Source organism: Rhizobium sp. RSm-3, from assembly GCF_001854685.1.
Lineage (GTDB): Bacteria > Pseudomonadota > Alphaproteobacteria > Rhizobiales > Rhizobiaceae > Rhizobium > Rhizobium ecuadorense.
Window position 1 is genome coordinate 640,793 of sequence record NZ_MAWZ01000002.1, and the last position, 16,968, is coordinate 657,760.

Below are 16,968 nucleotides of genomic sequence, written 5' to 3' on the forward strand. Positions count from 1 at the left end.
AAAGGGCGGCTCCCTTCTAACGCCGCTGGTTCGGCAGCACGCCGGCGCGTTTATCGGCTTCGATGGCCGAGATCACGTCGGCATAGGGTTCCTGGCGCGCGACGCTCCAGTAGCGCAGCTCGTCGAGCGGGATCTGTTTTCCCGTCATCGCGCAGACGACATAGGAGCCGGGCGAGAGAATCTGGAAATCGCCATCGAGATACCGGATCTTCGCCTCGCGGTTTCCGTGCCCTTCGAACAAATTCATGCGCTCCGTTCCCTGCAGCCTCTCATCCGTTTGCCATACTCCGGCAAAGGCGGCTTTTCCAGCTTTTTTAGCTTCTGCCGAAAAGCCGCTCGATATCGCTGAGCTTCAATTCGATATAGGTCGGCCGGCCGTGATTGCACTGGCCGGAGCCGGGCGTCACTTCCATTTCCCTGAGCAGCGCGTTCATTTCCTCCGGCCGCAGCCGCCGGCCGGAGCGCACCGATCCGTGGCAGGCCATGGTCGCCGCCACATATTCGAGCTTGGCCGACAGGCCGGACGCCGTGTCCCATTCGGCGATCTCGTCGGCAAGCTGGCGGATCAGGCCATGTGCATCGACCTCGCCGAGCATGGCCGGTGTCTCACGCACGGCGATCGCCCCGGGGCCGAAACGTTCGATCGCCAGGCCAAGCTCGGAAAGCTCGCCCGCATGCTGCATCAGCCGGTCGCAATCCTCTTCCGGAATGTCGACGATCTCCGGGATGAGCAGCACCTGCGAGGCCAGCCGCTTCGAATGCAGCGCCTTGCGCATCGCCTCGAAGACCAGCCGCTCATGCGCGGCATGCTGGTCGACGATGACGAGCCCGTCCTCGGTCTGGGCGACGATATAGTTTGCGTGAATCTGCGCCCGCGCCGCGCCGAGCGGATAGCGCCCGGTTGTTTCGGGAAAGGTGGTGTCGGATGCTGCCGGCTGCGGCGAAAACTGCGGCTCGGCGCGCGCCGTCGGCATCGACAGCCCGTCGAAAGAGGCCTGCGGCCGTTCACCGAGACCGCTTGCCGGCTGGTAGGGCCGGGAGGGCGAGGTCTCGGCCGACCATGCCGTCTGCGGCCGCTGCGCGTACGGCTGAAAACCGGGACGGAAGGCGCGCAGCATGTCGCTCGCCCCGGTCGTTGCCGCCCGGCTGCCGTCGCGCGACAAGGCCTCGCGGACGGCGCCGACGATCAGGCCGCGCACCAGGCCGGGGTCGCGGAACCGAACGTCCGATTTGGCCGGATGCACGTTGACGTCGACGAGTGCCGGATCGAGGCTGATCGACAGCACCGCCACCGGATAGCGCCCGGAGGGAATCGTCTCGGCATAGGCGCCGCGGATGGCCGACAGGATCAGCTTGTCCTGCACCGGCCGGCCATTGACGAAGGCATATTGGTGGGCGGAGTTGCCGCGGTTGAAGGTCGGCACGCCGGCAAAGCCGGTGAGCGAAATCTCCTCGCGCACGGCGTCGAGCGCGATGGCGTTGTCGCGGAAGTCCTTGCCGAGCACCTGCGCCATGCGCGCCAGATGATCGTCGCCGGTCGCCGGAAATTCCAGCGTCGTGCGGTCCGAGCCCGACAGCACGAAGCGCACGGCGGGAAAGGCGATCGCCATGCGTTTGACGATCTCGGTAATGGCGCCTGCCTCGGCTTTCTCGGTCTTCAAAAATTTCAGCCGGGCGGGTGTGGCGAAGAACAGGTCGCGCACTTCGACGATCGTGCCGGGATTGGCGGCGGCCGGGCGCAAATGCGCGATCTTGCCGGCGTTGACGGCGATCTCGTGGCCGCCGGCGCTGTCGCGCCTGCGGCTGGCGATACTGAGCCTGGCGACCGAGCCGATCGAGGGCAGCGCCTCGCCGCGGAAGCCGAGCGTGCGGATATTATCGAGCGTGTCCGATAGTTTCGAGGTGCAGTGACGCCGGACCGCCAGCTCCAGATCGGCCGCGTCCATGCCCGAGCCGTTGTCGCTGACCCGCAGCAGCGCCTTGCCGCCGCCCGATGTGGCGATCTCGATGCGCGTGGCACTCGCATCGAGCGCGTTTTCGATCAGTTCCTTGGCAGCGCTCGCCGGCCGTTCGATGACTTCGCCGGCGGCGATCTGGTTGATGAGCGTTTCGGAAAGCTGTCTGATGGCCATGGGCTATTTTCGAGGATTCGTGGGGCGGAGGGAAGGGCTTTCGATGTACTTTCCCAAAGCGTAGTTCCGGCCTCCGCCAAATTCGGGGACAGGTAATGTTAAGCCGGTTTTAACATAAAAATGGCATTTCTATTCATATACCTCCGGAAGTTTTCGAAATCGAACAGATGTGGGACGCAATTGCATGAGTGCCGGCTTCGAAAAGGCGGACCCATCATCGGAAGCCGACGGGATTTCCGCCGGGGCCGATCTGCAGGCGGCGCTTTTCGATGTGGTGTGCGACAGCCTTGCGGCGGCTTTCATCATCTATGACAAGAACGATCACCTGATCTTCGCCAGCCGCCAGACGCTGGAATTCTTCCCGCTGCCCCTGGAGATGCTGAAACCCGGCACGCGGCTTCGCGATTTCCTCGGCGCGGTCTACGACACTGGCATTCGCCAGCAATATGACGTGAAGCAGCGCGGCTCGCTGAGCCGCGAGGACTGGCTGTCGCAGAAAATCGCCTCGCATTGGCGCGAGCGCTTCGAAGCCGTCGAGCGTCATGGCGCCGACAGCTGGGTCCGTTTCGTTAAACGCAGGCTGCCCGGCGGTTACGGCGTCACCATCATTTCCGATATTTCCGAGGACAAGAAGCGCGAAGAGCAATGGCGCTCGGATCTGGAGCGGGTGCAGCTCACCGAGGACATTCTCGACAATCTGCCTTTCCCGCTCTTCGTCAAGGACCGCAACCTCACCTATGTCGCGGTCAACCTTGCCTTCTGCGAGAAATATCAGACGACTGCCGACGAGGTGCTCGGCCGCAAGAGCGGCGATCTCTTTTCCGAAGAGATCGCCAAGCGCTTCGAAGAGAGCGACCGTCACGTGCTGGAGACCGGCGAGATGTCCGTCTCCCGCCAGCGGCAGATCTCCCGCGACGGCATCGAGCGCGACATCGTCAGCCGCAAGCACCGCATCGGCAAGCCGGGCCGCTATTTCCTGGTGTCGACCATGCAGGACCTGCCGCGTGACGGCGCCGATCTCGACGAGTTCGGCCGGGCATCTGCGATCACCACCTCAAGCAATCAAAGCTATCGCCGCGCCTATGTGCCGGTGCCGAGCGCCGTCGAGCGCCGCGAGCCGGCGGCGATGGAAGCGATCGTTCCGGAGAATTTCTCCGGCCGCAAGGTCCTCGTCGTCACCGCCGACCTCGCCGCCGAGACCGCCGCGCTGCGGACGCTGTCGAAATACGGTTTCGAATCCTGCTCGGTCCGCGGTGAGGACGAGGAGGAGCGGTTCCTGGAAATTGCCACTTCCTCCGGCATCTCGCTCGATCTCTTGATCATCGACAACCAGATGGGCATGCGCTGCCTCGAACTGTCAGAGCAATACGGCATCCCGGCGCTGGTGATGGACGGTTTCCAGATTGCCAACGAGCTCACCTTCCAGATCGCCCGCCACTTCAACCGCAACAGCCGCAACAGCGGCACTGGCGCGGATACGGATTGGGAAATCAGCATTTCCGACGACGTCGTCGGCCTGCAGGTTCTCGTTGCCGAAGACAATGACATCAACCAGATCGTTTTTTCGCAGATCCTCGAGGGTCTCGGTTATCGCCATATGATCGCGGCGACCGGCGACGAGGCCGTGCGCCTCTGGGCCGAGCACCGGCCGCAGATCGTGCTGATGGATATTTCGCTGCCGGGCTTCAACGGCTTCGAGGCCGCCCGCCTCATCCGGCAGATGGAGGAAACCGGCGGCGGAAGCCGCACCCCGATTATCGGCGTGCTCACCCAGGCCTTCGAACGAGACCACGCCGAATGCGTCAAAGCAGGCATGGACGACGTCATCATGAAACCCGTCAGTCCGGATATGCTCGAGGCCGTCTTCCAGAGGCATCTGATCGAAGAGGTGATGCGGGCGCGCGGCTGATGCATGTCATCAGGAGGTGTGCAGCGGTTCCGGGTGAACGACATGCCTGAAAACCAAAGACCTTAGCCGGACCAGCCGTCAACTCCTCGATTCTGGGGTGGTTCAGCGTCAATGCCAGCTGATTTACTATCAAATTGTTAAGACATGCCGGTCATTCTTTGCATGGCGCGGGAAAGCTCGGGTGGATGATGAAATCGGCGGATATGGCTTTCTCGACCGTCGGTCAGAATGAGCTTCAGGCAATGGCCTATACCGATCCGCTGACCGGATTGGGTAACCGCAATCGCATGCGGGAGAAAGTCCTGCAGATCTCTTCCGAGCGCGCCAGCGATCCGGCCCCTTTCACCATCGGCATCGCCAATCTCGACAGTTTCAAGCCGATCAACGATCTCTTCGGCTCGGCCGCCGGCGACGAAATTCTTTGCCAGGTCGCTCATCGCCTCAGAGCCTGCATTCCCGATGGCGCAATGGTCACCCGCCATGACGGCGATGAATTCGCCTTCGTGCTGCCGTTGATTTTCGAGCGGGCGAGTGCCGAGAAATTCGGCCAGATGATCCGCGAAGTGCTGTCGGCCCCCTATGATCTCGGCGACCGTAATGTCCGTCTCTCTGCCTCCCTCGGTTTTGCCATCTACCCCTTCGCCGGAGAAGATTGCGAGGAACTGCTGAAGAGCGCCGAAACCGCGCTCTACCGTTCCAAGCGCCGCGGCCGCGGCCAGATTACCGTCTATTCGCGCGAGATCGCCCAGGAAATGAAGCGCGCGACGCAGCTGGAGCAGGCGCTCAGAAACGCCATCATATCGGACGCGATCGACGTGCATTTCCAGCCGATCGTCTCGCTCTCCAACAATCAGGTCGTCGGCTTCGAGGCGCTTGCCCGCTGGAACGATCCCGATCTGGGCTTCGTCTCTCCAGGCGTCTTCGTGCCGCTCGCCGAAGAGCGCGGCTTCATCGATGCGCTGTCGGAAGCGCTGCTGCGCAAGGCGGCGGAAGCAGCGCTCTCCTGGCCGCGCGAACTCTTTCTGTCCTTCAATCTCTCCTCGGCCCAGCTGATGGACCCGGGCACGAGCGGCAGCGTGCTGTCTATCCTCGGCCGCGTCGGCTTCGATCCGCATCGCCTGGAGCTTGAAATTACCGAGACGGCGGTGATGAGTTCGGCCGATACCGCCCACCGCATCATCGCCGACCTCCGCGCCGCCGGCGTGCGCATTTCACTCGATGATTTCGGCACTGGCCAGTCGAGCCTCGGGCGCCTGCGCGACTTCATCTTCGACAAGATCAAGATCGACCGCGCCTTCGTCTCCCGCATCAATTCCGACCGCGCCTCCGAACACATCATCAAGGCGATCCTGACCATGTGCGACGGCCTTGAGCTGGAAGTCGTGGCCGAGGGCATCGAGGATTATGCCGAGGCGGTGAAACTGCGCACGCTCGGCTGCGGCATGGGCCAGGGCTATCACTTCGGCCGCCCGGCCGACGGCATCGCCACACTGCGTTTCCTGCACGAGAATTACTACGATCCGGGCTTGGTGGAGCGTGTCAGCGCCTAAACTTTGGCGCGGCATAAAGCGATGGCGCCCCTAGGAGCGCCATTGCCTACGCTATACTACCGCGCGCGCGGTTTGCTTGGCCCCAGCCTGGTTGGCGCCAATCTACTTAGGCGTTGTTGAGCCGGTTGCCGTGGTATCGGTGCCGGTCGCAGCCGGTGCCTTTTCGGCGGACTGCATGGCCAGCGTCTTGAACTCAGGTGCGGCCTTCAGCGATTCAGCCGTTTCGCTGGTCGTCAGCTTGAAGCTGCGGTCCTGGGTATTCTGGGCGACGGTGATCTTGTCCATCGGCACGGCGACGTTCTTTTCGCCGATGCCGAGGAAGCCGCCGACGCCGACGATCGCAGCAACCAGGCCGCCATCCTTCTTCATGATCAGGTCGTTGACGCTGCCGATGCTTTCATTGTTGCCGTTATAGACCGATTGGCCGATATAGGTGTTGGCGCTGATCTGGTCCGGAGCCTGCTCGGTGATATAGCCGGCCTGTGCCGTGTCTGCCGTCGGTGCCGGAGCCGGAGCCTGTGCGGCATCGCCTGCGGGTTTGGTGACGTCAGGGGTGACCGGCGGCTTCGGGGCTGCCGGATCGGCAGGAGCTGCCTGTGTCGGCGCGGCTGGATCCGCCGGCTGCGGCGCCGTCTGCGAGAATGCCGCCGGTGCGAAAGCCGTGGCAAACAGCGCGCCAGCGGCAACGGTCGTCAAGAGTTTGCGTGTCATTTCGAACCTACCTTCATGTCCTAGAGTGGTCGTTGACCCGGCAATGTTCCTGTTATTGCCGCGCCGGTTCGAAAGGACAATGACTGGTGCGGCGATTGGTTCCGGTTGAAAACACGGAAAATTTCTCGATTTTCACGGAACTTTTATCGCCAAACCCCACCAGAACGAGAAAGGGCGCCCCCGGTCGGGAGCGCCTCTAATGGCCGCTGGCAGGCAAGGTAAGATCACCCGGCCAAATCACCCGGTCAGATTACATAGACCGGATCGAACACGCCTTTGACGTCGATGCCGAGTTCCAGCAGCGCGCCGGCGCTGGGCTGCGCAGAACGGGCATCCTCATCGAGGCCCTCCCAGGCTGTTGTCACCGCCAGCCGGTCGGCATTGACGCCGATGAAGGCGGGGCAGGAGGGCTGGACGGCGGGAACCTTGTAGCGCGAGATGCGCAGCCCGTCCGGGTTGTAACGGTCGACGACGCCGGCGCCCCAGCGCGAATTCCAGATATAACCATCGGCATCGACCACCGAGCCGTCGATGTCGCCGGGCTCGTTGGCGCTGTCGACCAGCACGATCGGCTCGCCTGTGGGCAGGCCGGTCTGCGGATCGACCATGACGCGCATCAGCCGGTTGAGGCGGGAGTCAGTATAATAGCCGATCGTGCCGTCAGGCGAGAAGCAGATCGAATTCGGGATGCTGATGCCGTTGAAGATCTTCGTCACCTTGCCGCTGGCGACATGATAGATGGCGCCGGCCTGGTTTTCCGCCCGCTTGCTCATCGTCCCGATCCACAGCGCACCGGAAGGATGTGTGCGGCCGTCATTGGAGCGGTTTTCCGGCTTGTCGTTTTCGAGCGCGGCGTAGAAGGTGAGGTTGCCGCTCGCCACATCGCGAACGAAAAGCCCTTCCTCCGTTGCGATCAGCTGCCGTCCGGCGTCGATACGGGCAAGCACGCTCGCCATGGCGGGCAGCGGATGCACCTTTTTCGCGCCGCTGGAAAGATTGAGCTCGTGCAACTCCTTGCCGAGGATGTTGAACCACCAGACGGTGTTGCTGTCCGGATCATAGGTCGGGCCTTCGCCGAGAACGGAATTGGTGTTGCAAAGGGTCTTGCCCTCGAACTCGTAGATATCGGTCATACGCTCACGCTCCCATGGCTGCATCATAGGCGTAAATGGTCGCCTTGGCGCGCTCGGCAACCTCTGCCGCGGTCATTCCCGGCTTGTAGAGGCTGGTGCCGAGGCCGAAGGCGAAGATGCCGGCCTTGGTATAATCGCCGAAATTCTTGTCCGACACGCCGCCGACGGCGGCAATCGTCAGTTCCGGCGGCAGGATCGCCCGGATCGCCGTGATGCCGGAGGGCCCGAGCACGCTCGCCGGAAAGAATTTGAGACCGGTGGCGCCGGCGCGCGCGGCCGCCAGCGCCTCGGTCGGGGTGAAGACGCCGGGCATTGTCACCATGCCGTATTGGCGCGCCCGGATGATTACCTCGGGTTCGACATTCGGCGTGACGAGCAGTGTGCCGCCGGCCGCATGCAGGCTGTCGACCGCCTCGACTGTCAGCACCGTGCCGGCGCCGATCAGCACCTCGGCCGGCGCCATCTTTGCGGCGATCTCGATCGATTTGAACGGTTCCGGCGAATTCAGCGGGATCTCGATCGCCGTCAGGCCGTTGTCGATCAGGGCGCCGACAACGCTCTCGGTCTCGTCGGGCCGGATGCCGCGAAGGATGGCGATCAGCGGGCGTTTCATGTCGGGGAAGGGGATACGGTTCATCGTGTCGGCTTTCTCAATTCGGCCAGATGGCTTCGGCGGCGGCCGAAAGCCCGCGGCGCACGGCGGCGTCCGCATCGATGGCGGTGAAGGTCAGGGAGAGGGTTTTGAAGGCCTGTTCGTAGAGCGCCTGCAGGCGCCCTGAGGCGACCAGGGTGATGCCTGAGTTGGCGGCATCCTGCAGCGCGCCGGCGATTTCGAGGCCGATCAGCGTGCCGGAAAGCCGGGCTTGCGCTGATGCGGCCGAGATCCCGTGCAGGAGCTGGCCCGAGCGGGCGGTAAACAGCAGATTGGAGGCAAGGGCCGGGCGCTGGAAAGCGGCCGATACCGCCGCCTCGAAGGCGGCTGCATCAGCAGGCTGCTCCTCGGCGCCGGCAACGGCATGCGACAGGATCGTGTGTTTGCTGATGACGTCGAAGAGTTCGCCGGTCATGAAGGTCGAAAAGCCGGTGACCTTGCCGTCGCCCACATGCACCCACTTCGAATGGGTGCCGGGCATGCAGACCGCCTGGGCGCCCGAGCTTGCGGTGCCGAGCGCGCCGAGAAGCTGGGTTTCCTCGCCGCGCATGACATCGGGTGTCGCCTTATCCCGCTGGGCAAGGCCCGGCAGGATGCGGATGTCGCGGCTTTCTCCCGGCACGGAGACCGCCGCCGTCAGCACCGAGGTGAGCGGCGCCGGCACGTCGATATAACCGGCCTCGACCCAGCCCTGCCGGGCGCCGGCCATGCCGCAGACGATCACCGGCAGGTTCTCCGGCGCCGCGACAGCGGCGAGATGGCCTGACAGCACTTGGGAAAAACCGGTTTTTGCGGCACTCGTCATGCCTTCGCCGCTGCGGCGTTCGGCAAGAATGCCGCCGTCCCTGCCGATCAGCCAGAGCCGGAAGCTGCTGGTGCCCCAGTCCACCGCGACATAAGCGGGATTAGCCATTACAAAATGCCTCCATCGACAATCAGGGACTGGGCGGTCATTCCTGCCGCGCAGTCAGATGCAAGAAACAGGCAGGGACCGACGATCGCGTCGGGCTTGAGGGCGACCTTCAGGCATTGCTGCTCCACCGAGCGCACGATGCTCTCTTCGGTCAGCCACAGCTGCATTTGCCGTTCGGTGAGCACCATGCCGGGCAGGATGCAGTTGACCCGGATATTCTCCGGCCCGAGCCGGCCGGCCAGGCTCTTGGTCAGCCCGACGACTCCAGCCTTCGCCGCCGCATAGGCAGGAAAACCGCCCATATTCAGCTTGAAAGCGATCGACGACATATTGATGATCGCCCCGCCGCCGGCCGCCCGCATCGATGGCGCCACTGCCTGCGAGGTGAAGAAGACGTGCCGCAGGTTGACCGCCTGGTTGTTGTCCCAGTAGGCCTCGGTCACCGCGTCGAATTCATGGCGGTCGTCCCAGGCGGCATTGTTGACGAGCACGCGGATCGGCCCGGAGTTGGCAACGACGGTATCGACCGTGCGCCGGATCGCCTCGATGTCGCGCAGGTCGGCATGGTGGAAGGAGACCGGATGCGCCGTCTCCGGCGACAGCCTCTCGGCAAGCGCGCGGCCGGCCGCCTCGGCGATGTCGATGAACGAGACCTTGGCGCCCTGGCGCGCGAAGCCTTCGACGATCGCAGCGCCGATGCCCGATCCGCCGCCGGTTACCAGTACGGTTCGGTCTCTGAACTCCGGAAATTGTGCCGACATCGCAGTCGCCCTTTGATATTCAATTTGTTCCATTATATGGAACTTAATTTGACTATATGGAATTATCGAATTATGCTGACCTTGCTGTCAAGGGCGGACGAGACGATGACTTCAAATAGCGAAAGCATGGCGCAGACGCGCGAGACCGGCACGCTCGGCAAACTGATGGTTCTGCTCGATCTCGTCACCCATGCGGAGGCACCGCTGCGTTTCACCGATATCCTGGCTCGTGCCGGCCAGCCGCGCGGGACATTGCATCGCCAGTTGAGCCATCTGGTGGAGGAAGGGCTGCTTGAGCTTGATGGCGACGGCCGTTATGCGCCGGGCCTGCGCCTGCTCGATTTTGCTGCGCGCAGCTGGGCGCGCAACGAATTCCGCCTGATTGCCGAGCCGCACCTCGCCGAGCTGCAGCAGGCGACCGGCGAGACGGTGCATCTCGGTGTTTTGAGGGGCCAGTCGATCATCTATCTCGACAAGGTCGACGGCCGTCAGCCGGTGCGGATGTATTCGCAGATCGGCAATGCCTCGCCCTGTTACTGCACCGGCGTCGGCAAGGCCGCCCTTTCGCTGCTTCCGCCTGATCTCCTCGCCGATCTCCTCGCCGGCATCAACTTCACCAGCTTTACCGCCTCGACCCATGCCTCGGGCGAATCGCTGCTTGCCGAAATCCGCGAGATCGCCGATCAGGGCTATGCCTTCGACCGCGAGGAGCATGAAGCCGGCATCCGCTGCGTCGCTGCCCCCGTCTGGTCGCAGGATCGGACCTTTATTGGTGGCATTTCGATTACCGGCCCGGCCTATCGTCTGTCGATGGAACTTCTACGCCAATGGGCCGTTCCAGTTCAGCTGGCAGCTGGGAGGATCATGGAAGGCATGCGCATCCGGCTGGGCCCGCGCCGCTAATGCAATCAGGGAGCATGCTTATGATAAGGGCGATATTGAGATTTGCCGGCGAATCACGACAACTGCAAATAGTCCGCGAAATCGATTAACCACCTGCCGGCCGAACGCTGTATGCCGAGGCCGACTCCGTGTGATCCAACCAGCGATCGTCATTCCCCGATGCAATCGAGCCGGCCGTTGCGCCGAAGATGAAGAAATGTGATGGCACCCTTGTCGCAAACATCCCCGGAAGACGACGACTATATCCAGGAAATAGCCGGCCTGAAGACCCAGTTCGATATTTTCCGGTTCCTGAAACGCGTGACGGAAGCCTATCGCAGCCGCGCCTTCCTGGTTCTCAACCTGCCGCCGATCACCTCTCTGGATATCCAGGGCAGCACCGTCATCACCAGTTGGCCGGCTGAGCTTCTGGCGCTCTACGACCAGGAGAGCCTGCTGGTCAACAGCCCGGTTCTGAGGCGGCTGAGAACCTCCGCGCGGCCCTTCTTCTATGACATGTCGCGCGAGAACTGGTCGCGGGACGATGGCAAGTCGGTGCTCGTCGCCTCGCTGTTCGAACGTTTCAGGATGATGCGCGGCGCCTATTTCCCGACGCATGAGCCATCCGGCGTGCGCGGCGCCATCTCTTTCGCCGGCGACCGCGAGCCCTTCAGCCCAGCTGAGATGCGCGAGCTCTGCTATATCTCCATCCATGTCTATGACAGGCTCGCCGAGATCCGCAACCTCGATACCCGCATCACGGACACGCTGACCGACCGGGAAATCGATTGCCTCAACTGGACGGCGGCGGGCAAGACCAGTGCCGAAATCGCCGAAATTCTCACCCTCTCCGAGCACACGGTCAATCATTACCTCAACCGCGCCACCAAGAAGCTCGATACGGTCAACCGGACGCAGGCGGTGGCCAAGGCGCTGCGCATCGGCCTGATCAAATAAGATGCAGAAGGCGTGGCGGGTTTTCGCCGGGCGCCCAGCGCTTGGGCATATGCTTGCCGCTCGCGGCCGTCCCGGCCCGCATTTGTGCCATTTCCGCCAATTTTCCGTCTGGCACGCTTTCTGCTTCTCTTTTGACAAAGGCCCAGAGGGGACTTGGACCAGCGCCAGGAAATGGCGCGGCCGCGCACTGCTGTCCGACGCCGATGCCGCTTTCCCAAGCCTTCGGTGTCGGCAGCGGTTGTTGCGTTTTGGCACCGCCTCTTGCACGGATGCCCGCGATTTGGCCTTTCCTCTTAATTTTTCGCTGGCCTTTTTGTCGGCTTGCGCTAGTTCGCCCCGGATTGCGCCGGTTCTCGGGGAGACCGTTGCGGCCATCAGGGCGAAAGCCCGGCGGACTTGATGGCCGCAACGGATTGCCCGTTCTCCCCGGCGCTTTTTGCAAGCCGGCAAATCGGTTTCCCCGCCGATGATTTTGTTTGGCGAAGGCGTCCGTCTCCACTATCTCTACTGCATGATTTCAGTCTTGATCGGAATCGATGAAGGCTGAAATCATGCAGCAATTCAAAGTGCTACAGCGCTCCTTGCGCGTCTTGAAAGACGCGCGGCGCTCTGGTCTGCAAGAAGAAGCAGTGAGGGTGGAATGACCGACGTCACCAAGGAACAGGTTCTCGAAACGCTGAAGACTGTGCGTGGACCGGATCTCGAGCACGATATCGTCGAGCTCGGCATGGTTTCCGATGTCTTCATCTCCGACGGCAAGGTTTATTTCTCCATCACCGTTCCGGCCGATCGCGCCAAGGAGCTCGAACCGATGCGGCTCGCGGCCGAGCGCGTCGTCAAGGCCATGCCTGGCGTCAAGGGCGCGCTCGTCGCGCTGACCGCAGACAAGAAAGCCGCCGCCGCCGCTCCGGCCGCCCGCCCGGTGCCGAACCCGCCGCACGGCCATGCCGGCCACGATCATCAACATGATCACGGTAGCCACGCCCATGCCCCGCAACAGCCGCCGCGGGCCGGCAAGATCGGCGTTCCCGGCATCGGCGCCATCATCGCCGTCGCCTCGGGCAAGGGCGGGGTCGGCAAGTCGACCACTGCCGTCAACCTGGCGCTCGGCCTGCTCGCCAACGGTCTTCGCGTCGGCATTCTCGACGCCGATATCTATGGTCCCTCGATGCCGCGGCTCTTGAAAATTTCAGGCCGCCCGACCCAGATCGATGGCCGCATCATCAATCCGATGGAGAATTACGGCCTCAAGGTCATGTCGATGGGCTTCCTCGTCGACGAGGAGACGGCGATGATCTGGCGCGGGCCGATGGTTCAGTCGGCGCTCTTGCAGATGCTGCGTGAAGTCGCCTGGGGCGAACTCGACGTGCTGGTCGTCGACATGCCGCCCGGCACCGGCGACGCGCAGCTGACCATGGCCCAGCAGGTGCCGCTTGCCGGCGCCGTCATCGTCTCGACGCCGCAGGACCTCGCCCTGATCGATGCCCGCAAGGGCCTCAACATGTTCCGCAAGGTCGAGGTGCCGGTGCTCGGCATCGTCGAGAATATGAGCTATTTCATCGCGCCGGACACCGGCACCCGCTACGATATCTTCGGCCATGGCGGCGCCCGCAAGGAGGCCGAGCGCATCGGCGTGCCCTTCCTCGGCGAAGTGCCGCTGACAATGAACATCCGCGAAACCTCAGACGCCGGCACGCCGCTCGTCGCCTCCGAGCCGAACGGCGTCGTCGCCGGCATCTATCGCGGCATCGCCGCCAAGGTCTGGGAACAGCTGGGCGGCCAAACCCAACGGCCGGCACCGACGATCGTCTTCGAATAAGCCACGTCATCCGGAACGGTGCGGCAGTTCCGAGCGACGCATGCAGCGGCCGAATCACGATTGTCGATACCTCAAATTGTGAGGCAAACGTGGTGAAAAGCCGCGGTTCACGGAAGATGTCTTGATTATTTCACGGCTTTGCTGCATATGCCGCGGCGCCATGATGGCGTTTGCTGCAGATGCTCAATGACGGCCGTCTTCGTTTGGAAGATTTCGGCCCGCCTGCAAGTTCGGAGTTGTCTTGTCGATCGAAGGATTGATCGCTGCGATGCGGTGGAGCACAATGCGCATGCCGGCCTTCGAGGTTGGATGCAGCCGGAGTTGTATGAGCTTTTTTGATCCGCTTCCGTTGGAACCTGGGACGAGCGAGCCTCGCATTGCCGCGCTTTCGGCCGCATGGAAAGGCTGCCGGTGATCACCGCTTATTGTTCCAATTGCAGGTCGGTCGAAATCCGCGATCTGTCGCATCCCGCATCCTTCCCTGGGGATGTCGTCTGGATCGACATGATCGAGCCGAGCCGCGACGAGGAGCTGTATGTCGAGAAGGTTCTCGGCATCGAGGTTCCGACCCGTGACGATCTCAAGGATATCGAGCCCTCCGCCCGTCTCTATGTCGAAAACGACGCCGTCTTCATGACCGCCTCGCTTCTCTGGAAGGCGGATACCGACGCCCCGACGCTGACCGATGTCGCTTTCATCCTGGCCGGAAACCGGCTGGTCACCATCCGCTACGCCCATCCCAAATCCTTTGCGCTGTTCATCGCCGCCCTTCACCGGCTGCCGGAAAACTGGCGCAGCGGCGCTGCCCTTCTCGCCAAGCTATTGGAGACGATTGTCGACCGCACCGCCGAGATCCTCGAAGTCTCCGTCTCACGCCTCGACATCTTGTCGACGCATGTCTTCGGCGACCGGGCGAAGAAGGTGCGTAAGCCCTCGAACTACCTCGAAGAGAAGCTGCGCGATATCGCCGGCTATCACCGGATGATCAGCAAGGTGCGCGACAGCCTTGGTTCGCTGTCTCGCCTGCTGACCTTCTTTCACACGATCCCCGCGGTCCAGCAGGACCGCGAGACGAAGGAACTCTGCCGCACCCTCTCGCGCGATATCCAGTCGCTGTCGGAGCATGCCGCCTTCGTTGCCGGCAACATCACCTTCCTGCTCGACGCTTCGCTCGGTCTGATCAACATCGAGCAGAATTCGATCATCAAGATCTTCTCGATCGCCTCGGTGGTGTTCTTGCCGCCGACACTGGTCGCCTCCGTCTATGGCATGAATTTTCAGGTCATGCCGGAGCTGGCCTGGGCTGCGGGTTATCCCTATTCGCTGGCCCTGATGGTAATATCAGCCGTCATCCCTTTTTTCTTTTTCCGCTGGAAAGGCTGGCTCTGAGGAGCCTGTTGCAAACTTCATGTCCGAAGAGAGCCATCCGAACGAATCCCAGATGACGCCGAAAAAGCTGTTCTATCTCACGCTGGGTTCCGTCGGCGTCGTCTACGGCGATATCGGCACCAGCCCGCTCTATGCCTTTCGCGAGGCGCTGAAGCCCGTGGCCCATGACGGCCTCACCCGCTTCGAGGTCATCAGCCTGATTTCGCTGATGATCTGGGCGCTGACGATCATCGTCACCATCAAATATGTGCTCTTCCTGCTGCGCGCCGACAACGAGGGCGAGGGCGGCACGCTGTCGCTGCTTGCTCTTCTGATGAAGACCGCCAACGGCCATACCGCGATCCTGATGCTGCTCGGCCTGATGGGGGCTGCCCTCTTTCTCGGCGATGCGATGATCACACCGGCGCTGTCGGTGCTCTCTGCCGTCGAAGGTCTGAAGCTGGTCACACCGAGGCTCTCGGAATATATCGTGCCGATCTCGGTGGTGATCCTGGCGCTGCTCTTCGTCGTGCAGTCGCGCGGCACCGGCGCCGTCGCCAGGTTTTTCGGCCCGATCACCGCGGTCTGGTTCATCGTCATTGCCGCCGCCGGCATATCGCATATTTCGGACGATTTCGGCATCCTTGCCGCCTTCAACCCCTACTATGCCGTCAGCTTCCTGCTGCATGAAGGTTTCTACGGTGTCGTCGTGCTTGGCGCCGTCTTCCTGACGGTGACGGGTGCGGAGGCGCTTTATGCCGATCTCGGCCATTTCGGCCGCCGCCCGATTCAATGGGCCTGGTTTGCGCTGGTGTTTCCGTCGTTGACGCTGAACTATCTCGGGCAAGGCGCTCTCGTGCTCGGCAAGCCGGCGACGATGTCGGATCCCTTTTATCTGATGTTTCCGCAATGGGCGCTGCTGCCGGTCGTCATCCTGGCGACCGCCGCGACGATCATCGCCAGCCAGGCGGTCATCACCGGCGCCTTCTCGCTGGTGCGCCAGGGCATCAACCTCGGCTTCCTGCCGCGCATGGAAATCCTCTTCACCTCGGAAACCAATACCGGGCAGATCTTCGTGCCTTCGGTCAATGCCGTGCTGTTCATCGGCGTCATCTTCCTGGTTCTGAGCTTCAAGACGTCGGATGCGCTGGCGACCGCCTATGGCATTTCCGTCACCGGTGCCATGGTCGTCACGTCGATCATGGCCTTCGAATTCGTTCGCGCCCGCTGGAACTGGTCGCTTCCGGTGGCGGTGATCGCGCTTGCGCCGCTGGTCGTGCTCGAACTGATCTTCCTCGGCGCCAACCTTTTGAAGATCCACGACGGCGGTTACATCCCGATCCTGATCGCCACCGCCTTTACCGTCGTCATGTGGACCTGGCGCCGCGGCAGCGCGATCCTGATGGAAAAGACCCGCCACACCGATATTCCGCTCCCTTCCTTCGTCAGCGCGATCGAGCGCAAGAGCGACCATTCGCCGGCCCAGGTTCCGGGCACCGCGATCTTCCTGACCAGCGATCCGGAATCGGCCCCCGCCGCCTTGCTGCACAATCTCAAGCACAACCACGTGCTTCACGACCGCAACGTCATCCTGACGATCCGCACCGTCAACAAGCCGCGCGTGCCGAGCCACGACCGCTACAAGGTCGAGCAGATTTCCGAGCGCTTCGCCCGCGTCGAACTGCTGTTCGGCTTCATGGAATCGCAGAATGTCTCGCAGGCCCTGGCGACGCTGCGCAAGACGGGGCTGAAGTTCGACATCATGTCGACCTCCTTCTATCTCGGCCGCCGCAAGCTGGTGCCGGACGCCAAATCAGGCATGCCCTACTGGCAGGATCGGCTTTACATCGCGCTTGCCAACGCCGCCGCCAATCCCTCGGACTACTTCCGCCTGCCGGCCAACCGCGTGGTGGAACTGGGGTCGCATGTGATTATTTGATGGGTGGGAAGAGGGGGCGGTTGCACCGCCCCGCCCCAAACCCCTCCCCACAAGGGGGAGGGGCTTAACCAGTCGCACCCATTTCACAAGTATCTCAGCGTTTCGGGCGTGAATGCGACGGTGCCTCTCTAAGTCCCTCCCCCTTGTGGCAGGGCTATCGCATATGAGCAAAGAGCTGGAAGAAGAATTCTTTGTTCCAGTTTGCCCTGCGCATTTTGCTTGCGATTGGCTTGTCGAGAGGG

Annotated in this window: 14 protein-coding genes; 7 read left to right on the forward strand and 7 right to left on the reverse strand. The window is 62.6% G+C overall.

Annotation, left to right across the window (positions count from 1 at the left end):
• Nucleotides 1–16: 16 nt before the first annotated feature.
• Nucleotides 17–247 carry a DUF2093 domain-containing protein gene (locus BBJ66_RS06210; RefSeq protein ID WP_003588271.1) on the reverse strand — a complete coding sequence of 77 codons (231 nt, stop codon included), beginning with the start codon at nucleotides 245–247 and terminating at the stop codon, nucleotides 17–19.
• 67 nt (nucleotides 248–314) lie between these two features.
• On the reverse strand, nucleotides 315–2,132 hold the full coding sequence (gene mutL, locus BBJ66_RS06215) for a DNA mismatch repair endonuclease MutL (protein ID WP_071085691.1): 1,818 nt from the start codon (nucleotides 2,130–2,132) through the stop codon (nucleotides 315–317).
• 184 nt (nucleotides 2,133–2,316) lie between these two features.
• Here mutL and BBJ66_RS06220 point away from each other — a divergent pair, with 184 nt between their 5' ends.
• Together BBJ66_RS06220 and BBJ66_RS06225 are read left to right on the forward strand one after the other, a co-directional pair.
• Nucleotides 2,317–4,041: a response regulator gene (locus BBJ66_RS06220; RefSeq protein ID WP_071085693.1), complete on the forward strand. Its 1,725-nt coding sequence runs from the start codon at nucleotides 2,317–2,319 to the stop codon at nucleotides 4,039–4,041.
• A 185-nt stretch (nucleotides 4,042–4,226) separates the two neighbouring features.
• Nucleotides 4,227–5,591 (forward strand): putative bifunctional diguanylate cyclase/phosphodiesterase, encoded by a 1,365-nt coding sequence (locus BBJ66_RS06225; RefSeq protein WP_049735958.1) that lies wholly within the window; start codon nucleotides 4,227–4,229, stop codon nucleotides 5,589–5,591.
• A gap of 102 nt (nucleotides 5,592–5,693) precedes the next feature.
• On the opposite strand, the gene BBJ66_RS06230 is transcribed toward BBJ66_RS06225, so the two are convergent.
• The 5 genes from BBJ66_RS06230 to BBJ66_RS06250 all read right to left on the reverse strand — a co-directional run bounded on the left by BBJ66_RS06230 (nucleotide 5,694) and on the right by BBJ66_RS06250 (nucleotide 9,761).
• A complete protein-coding gene (locus BBJ66_RS06230; protein WP_071085695.1) occupies nucleotides 5,694–6,302 on the reverse strand; it encodes a PRC-barrel domain-containing protein in 609 nt (202 codons plus the stop codon).
• Between the two features lie 245 nt (nucleotides 6,303–6,547).
• The gene (locus tag BBJ66_RS06235) at nucleotides 6,548–7,435 is read right to left on the reverse strand and encodes an SMP-30/gluconolactonase/LRE family protein (RefSeq protein ID WP_071085697.1); all 888 of its coding nucleotides are present in this window, start codon (nucleotides 7,433–7,435) and stop codon (nucleotides 6,548–6,550) included.
• A 4-nt stretch (nucleotides 7,436–7,439) separates the two neighbouring features.
• Entirely contained in the window at nucleotides 7,440–8,072 is a 633-nt protein-coding gene (locus BBJ66_RS06240) for a 2-dehydro-3-deoxy-6-phosphogalactonate aldolase (RefSeq protein ID WP_071085699.1), read from the reverse strand.
• Nucleotides 8,073–8,085: 13 nt separating this feature from the next.
• The gene (locus BBJ66_RS06245) at nucleotides 8,086–9,000 is read right to left on the reverse strand and encodes a 2-dehydro-3-deoxygalactonokinase (protein WP_071085701.1); all 915 of its coding nucleotides are present in this window, start codon (nucleotides 8,998–9,000) and stop codon (nucleotides 8,086–8,088) included.
• Nucleotides 9,000–9,761 carry an SDR family NAD(P)-dependent oxidoreductase gene (locus BBJ66_RS06250; protein WP_049735963.1) on the reverse strand — a complete coding sequence of 254 codons (762 nt, stop codon included), beginning with the start codon at nucleotides 9,759–9,761 and terminating at the stop codon, nucleotides 9,000–9,002. The genes BBJ66_RS06245 and BBJ66_RS06250 overlap by 1 nt, the downstream gene beginning before the upstream one ends.
• 72 nt (nucleotides 9,762–9,833) lie before the next feature.
• Between BBJ66_RS06250 and BBJ66_RS06255 the strand changes: the two genes are divergently transcribed.
• From BBJ66_RS06255 to BBJ66_RS06280, 5 genes are all read left to right on the forward strand, one after another.
• Nucleotides 9,834–10,664, forward strand: a complete 831-nt coding sequence (locus BBJ66_RS06255) for an IclR family transcriptional regulator (RefSeq protein ID WP_443217130.1) — start codon at nucleotides 9,834–9,836, stop codon at nucleotides 10,662–10,664.
• Between the two features lie 201 nt (nucleotides 10,665–10,865).
• Nucleotides 10,866–11,600: a LuxR family transcriptional regulator gene (locus tag BBJ66_RS06260; protein WP_049735964.1), complete on the forward strand. Its 735-nt coding sequence runs from the start codon at nucleotides 10,866–10,868 to the stop codon at nucleotides 11,598–11,600.
• Nucleotides 11,601–12,240: 640 nt separating this feature from the next.
• A complete protein-coding gene (locus BBJ66_RS06265; RefSeq protein ID WP_049735965.1) occupies nucleotides 12,241–13,419 on the forward strand; it encodes an Mrp/NBP35 family ATP-binding protein in 1,179 nt (392 codons plus the stop codon).
• Between the two features lie 411 nt (nucleotides 13,420–13,830).
• Nucleotides 13,831–14,808 carry a magnesium transporter CorA family protein gene (locus BBJ66_RS06275; RefSeq protein ID WP_071085759.1) on the forward strand — a complete coding sequence of 326 codons (978 nt, stop codon included), beginning with the start codon at nucleotides 13,831–13,833 and terminating at the stop codon, nucleotides 14,806–14,808.
• Nucleotides 14,809–14,827: 19 nt separating this feature from the next.
• Nucleotides 14,828–16,726, forward strand: a complete 1,899-nt coding sequence (locus BBJ66_RS06280) for a potassium transporter Kup (RefSeq protein ID WP_071085703.1) — start codon at nucleotides 14,828–14,830, stop codon at nucleotides 16,724–16,726.
• Nucleotides 16,727–16,968 lie beyond the last annotated feature (242 nt).

What these genes read in the sequence shown, in the direction of transcription:
- BBJ66_RS06210 (WP_003588271.1), bottom strand. Translation starts at nt 247, where the DNA reads ATGAATTTGTTCGAAGGGCACGGAAACCGCGAGGCGAAGATCCGGTAT.
- mutL (WP_071085691.1), bottom strand. Translation starts at nt 2,132, where the DNA reads ATGGCCATCAGACAGCTTTCCGAAACGCTCATCAACCAGATCGCCGCC.
- BBJ66_RS06220 (WP_071085693.1), top strand. Translation starts at nt 2,317, where the DNA reads ATGAGTGCCGGCTTCGAAAAGGCGGACCCATCATCGGAAGCCGACGGG.
- BBJ66_RS06225 (WP_049735958.1), top strand. Translation starts at nt 4,227, where the DNA reads ATGATGAAATCGGCGGATATGGCTTTCTCGACCGTCGGTCAGAATGAG.
- BBJ66_RS06230 (WP_071085695.1), bottom strand. Translation starts at nt 6,302, where the DNA reads ATGACACGCAAACTCTTGACGACCGTTGCCGCTGGCGCGCTGTTTGCC.
- BBJ66_RS06235 (WP_071085697.1), bottom strand. Translation starts at nt 7,435, where the DNA reads ATGACCGATATCTACGAGTTCGAGGGCAAGACCCTTTGCAACACCAAT.
- BBJ66_RS06240 (WP_071085699.1), bottom strand. Translation starts at nt 8,072, where the DNA reads ATGAACCGTATCCCCTTCCCCGACATGAAACGCCCGCTGATCGCCATC.
- BBJ66_RS06245 (WP_071085701.1), bottom strand. Translation starts at nt 9,000, where the DNA reads ATGGCTAATCCCGCTTATGTCGCGGTGGACTGGGGCACCAGCAGCTTC.
- BBJ66_RS06250 (WP_049735963.1), bottom strand. Translation starts at nt 9,761, where the DNA reads ATGTCGGCACAATTTCCGGAGTTCAGAGACCGAACCGTACTGGTAACC.
- BBJ66_RS06255 (WP_443217130.1), top strand. Translation starts at nt 9,834, where the DNA reads ATGCTGACCTTGCTGTCAAGGGCGGACGAGACGATGACTTCAAATAGC.
- BBJ66_RS06260 (WP_049735964.1), top strand. Translation starts at nt 10,866, where the DNA reads ATGGCACCCTTGTCGCAAACATCCCCGGAAGACGACGACTATATCCAG.
- BBJ66_RS06265 (WP_049735965.1), top strand. Translation starts at nt 12,241, where the DNA reads ATGACCGACGTCACCAAGGAACAGGTTCTCGAAACGCTGAAGACTGTG.
- BBJ66_RS06280 (WP_071085703.1), top strand. Translation starts at nt 14,828, where the DNA reads ATGTCCGAAGAGAGCCATCCGAACGAATCCCAGATGACGCCGAAAAAG.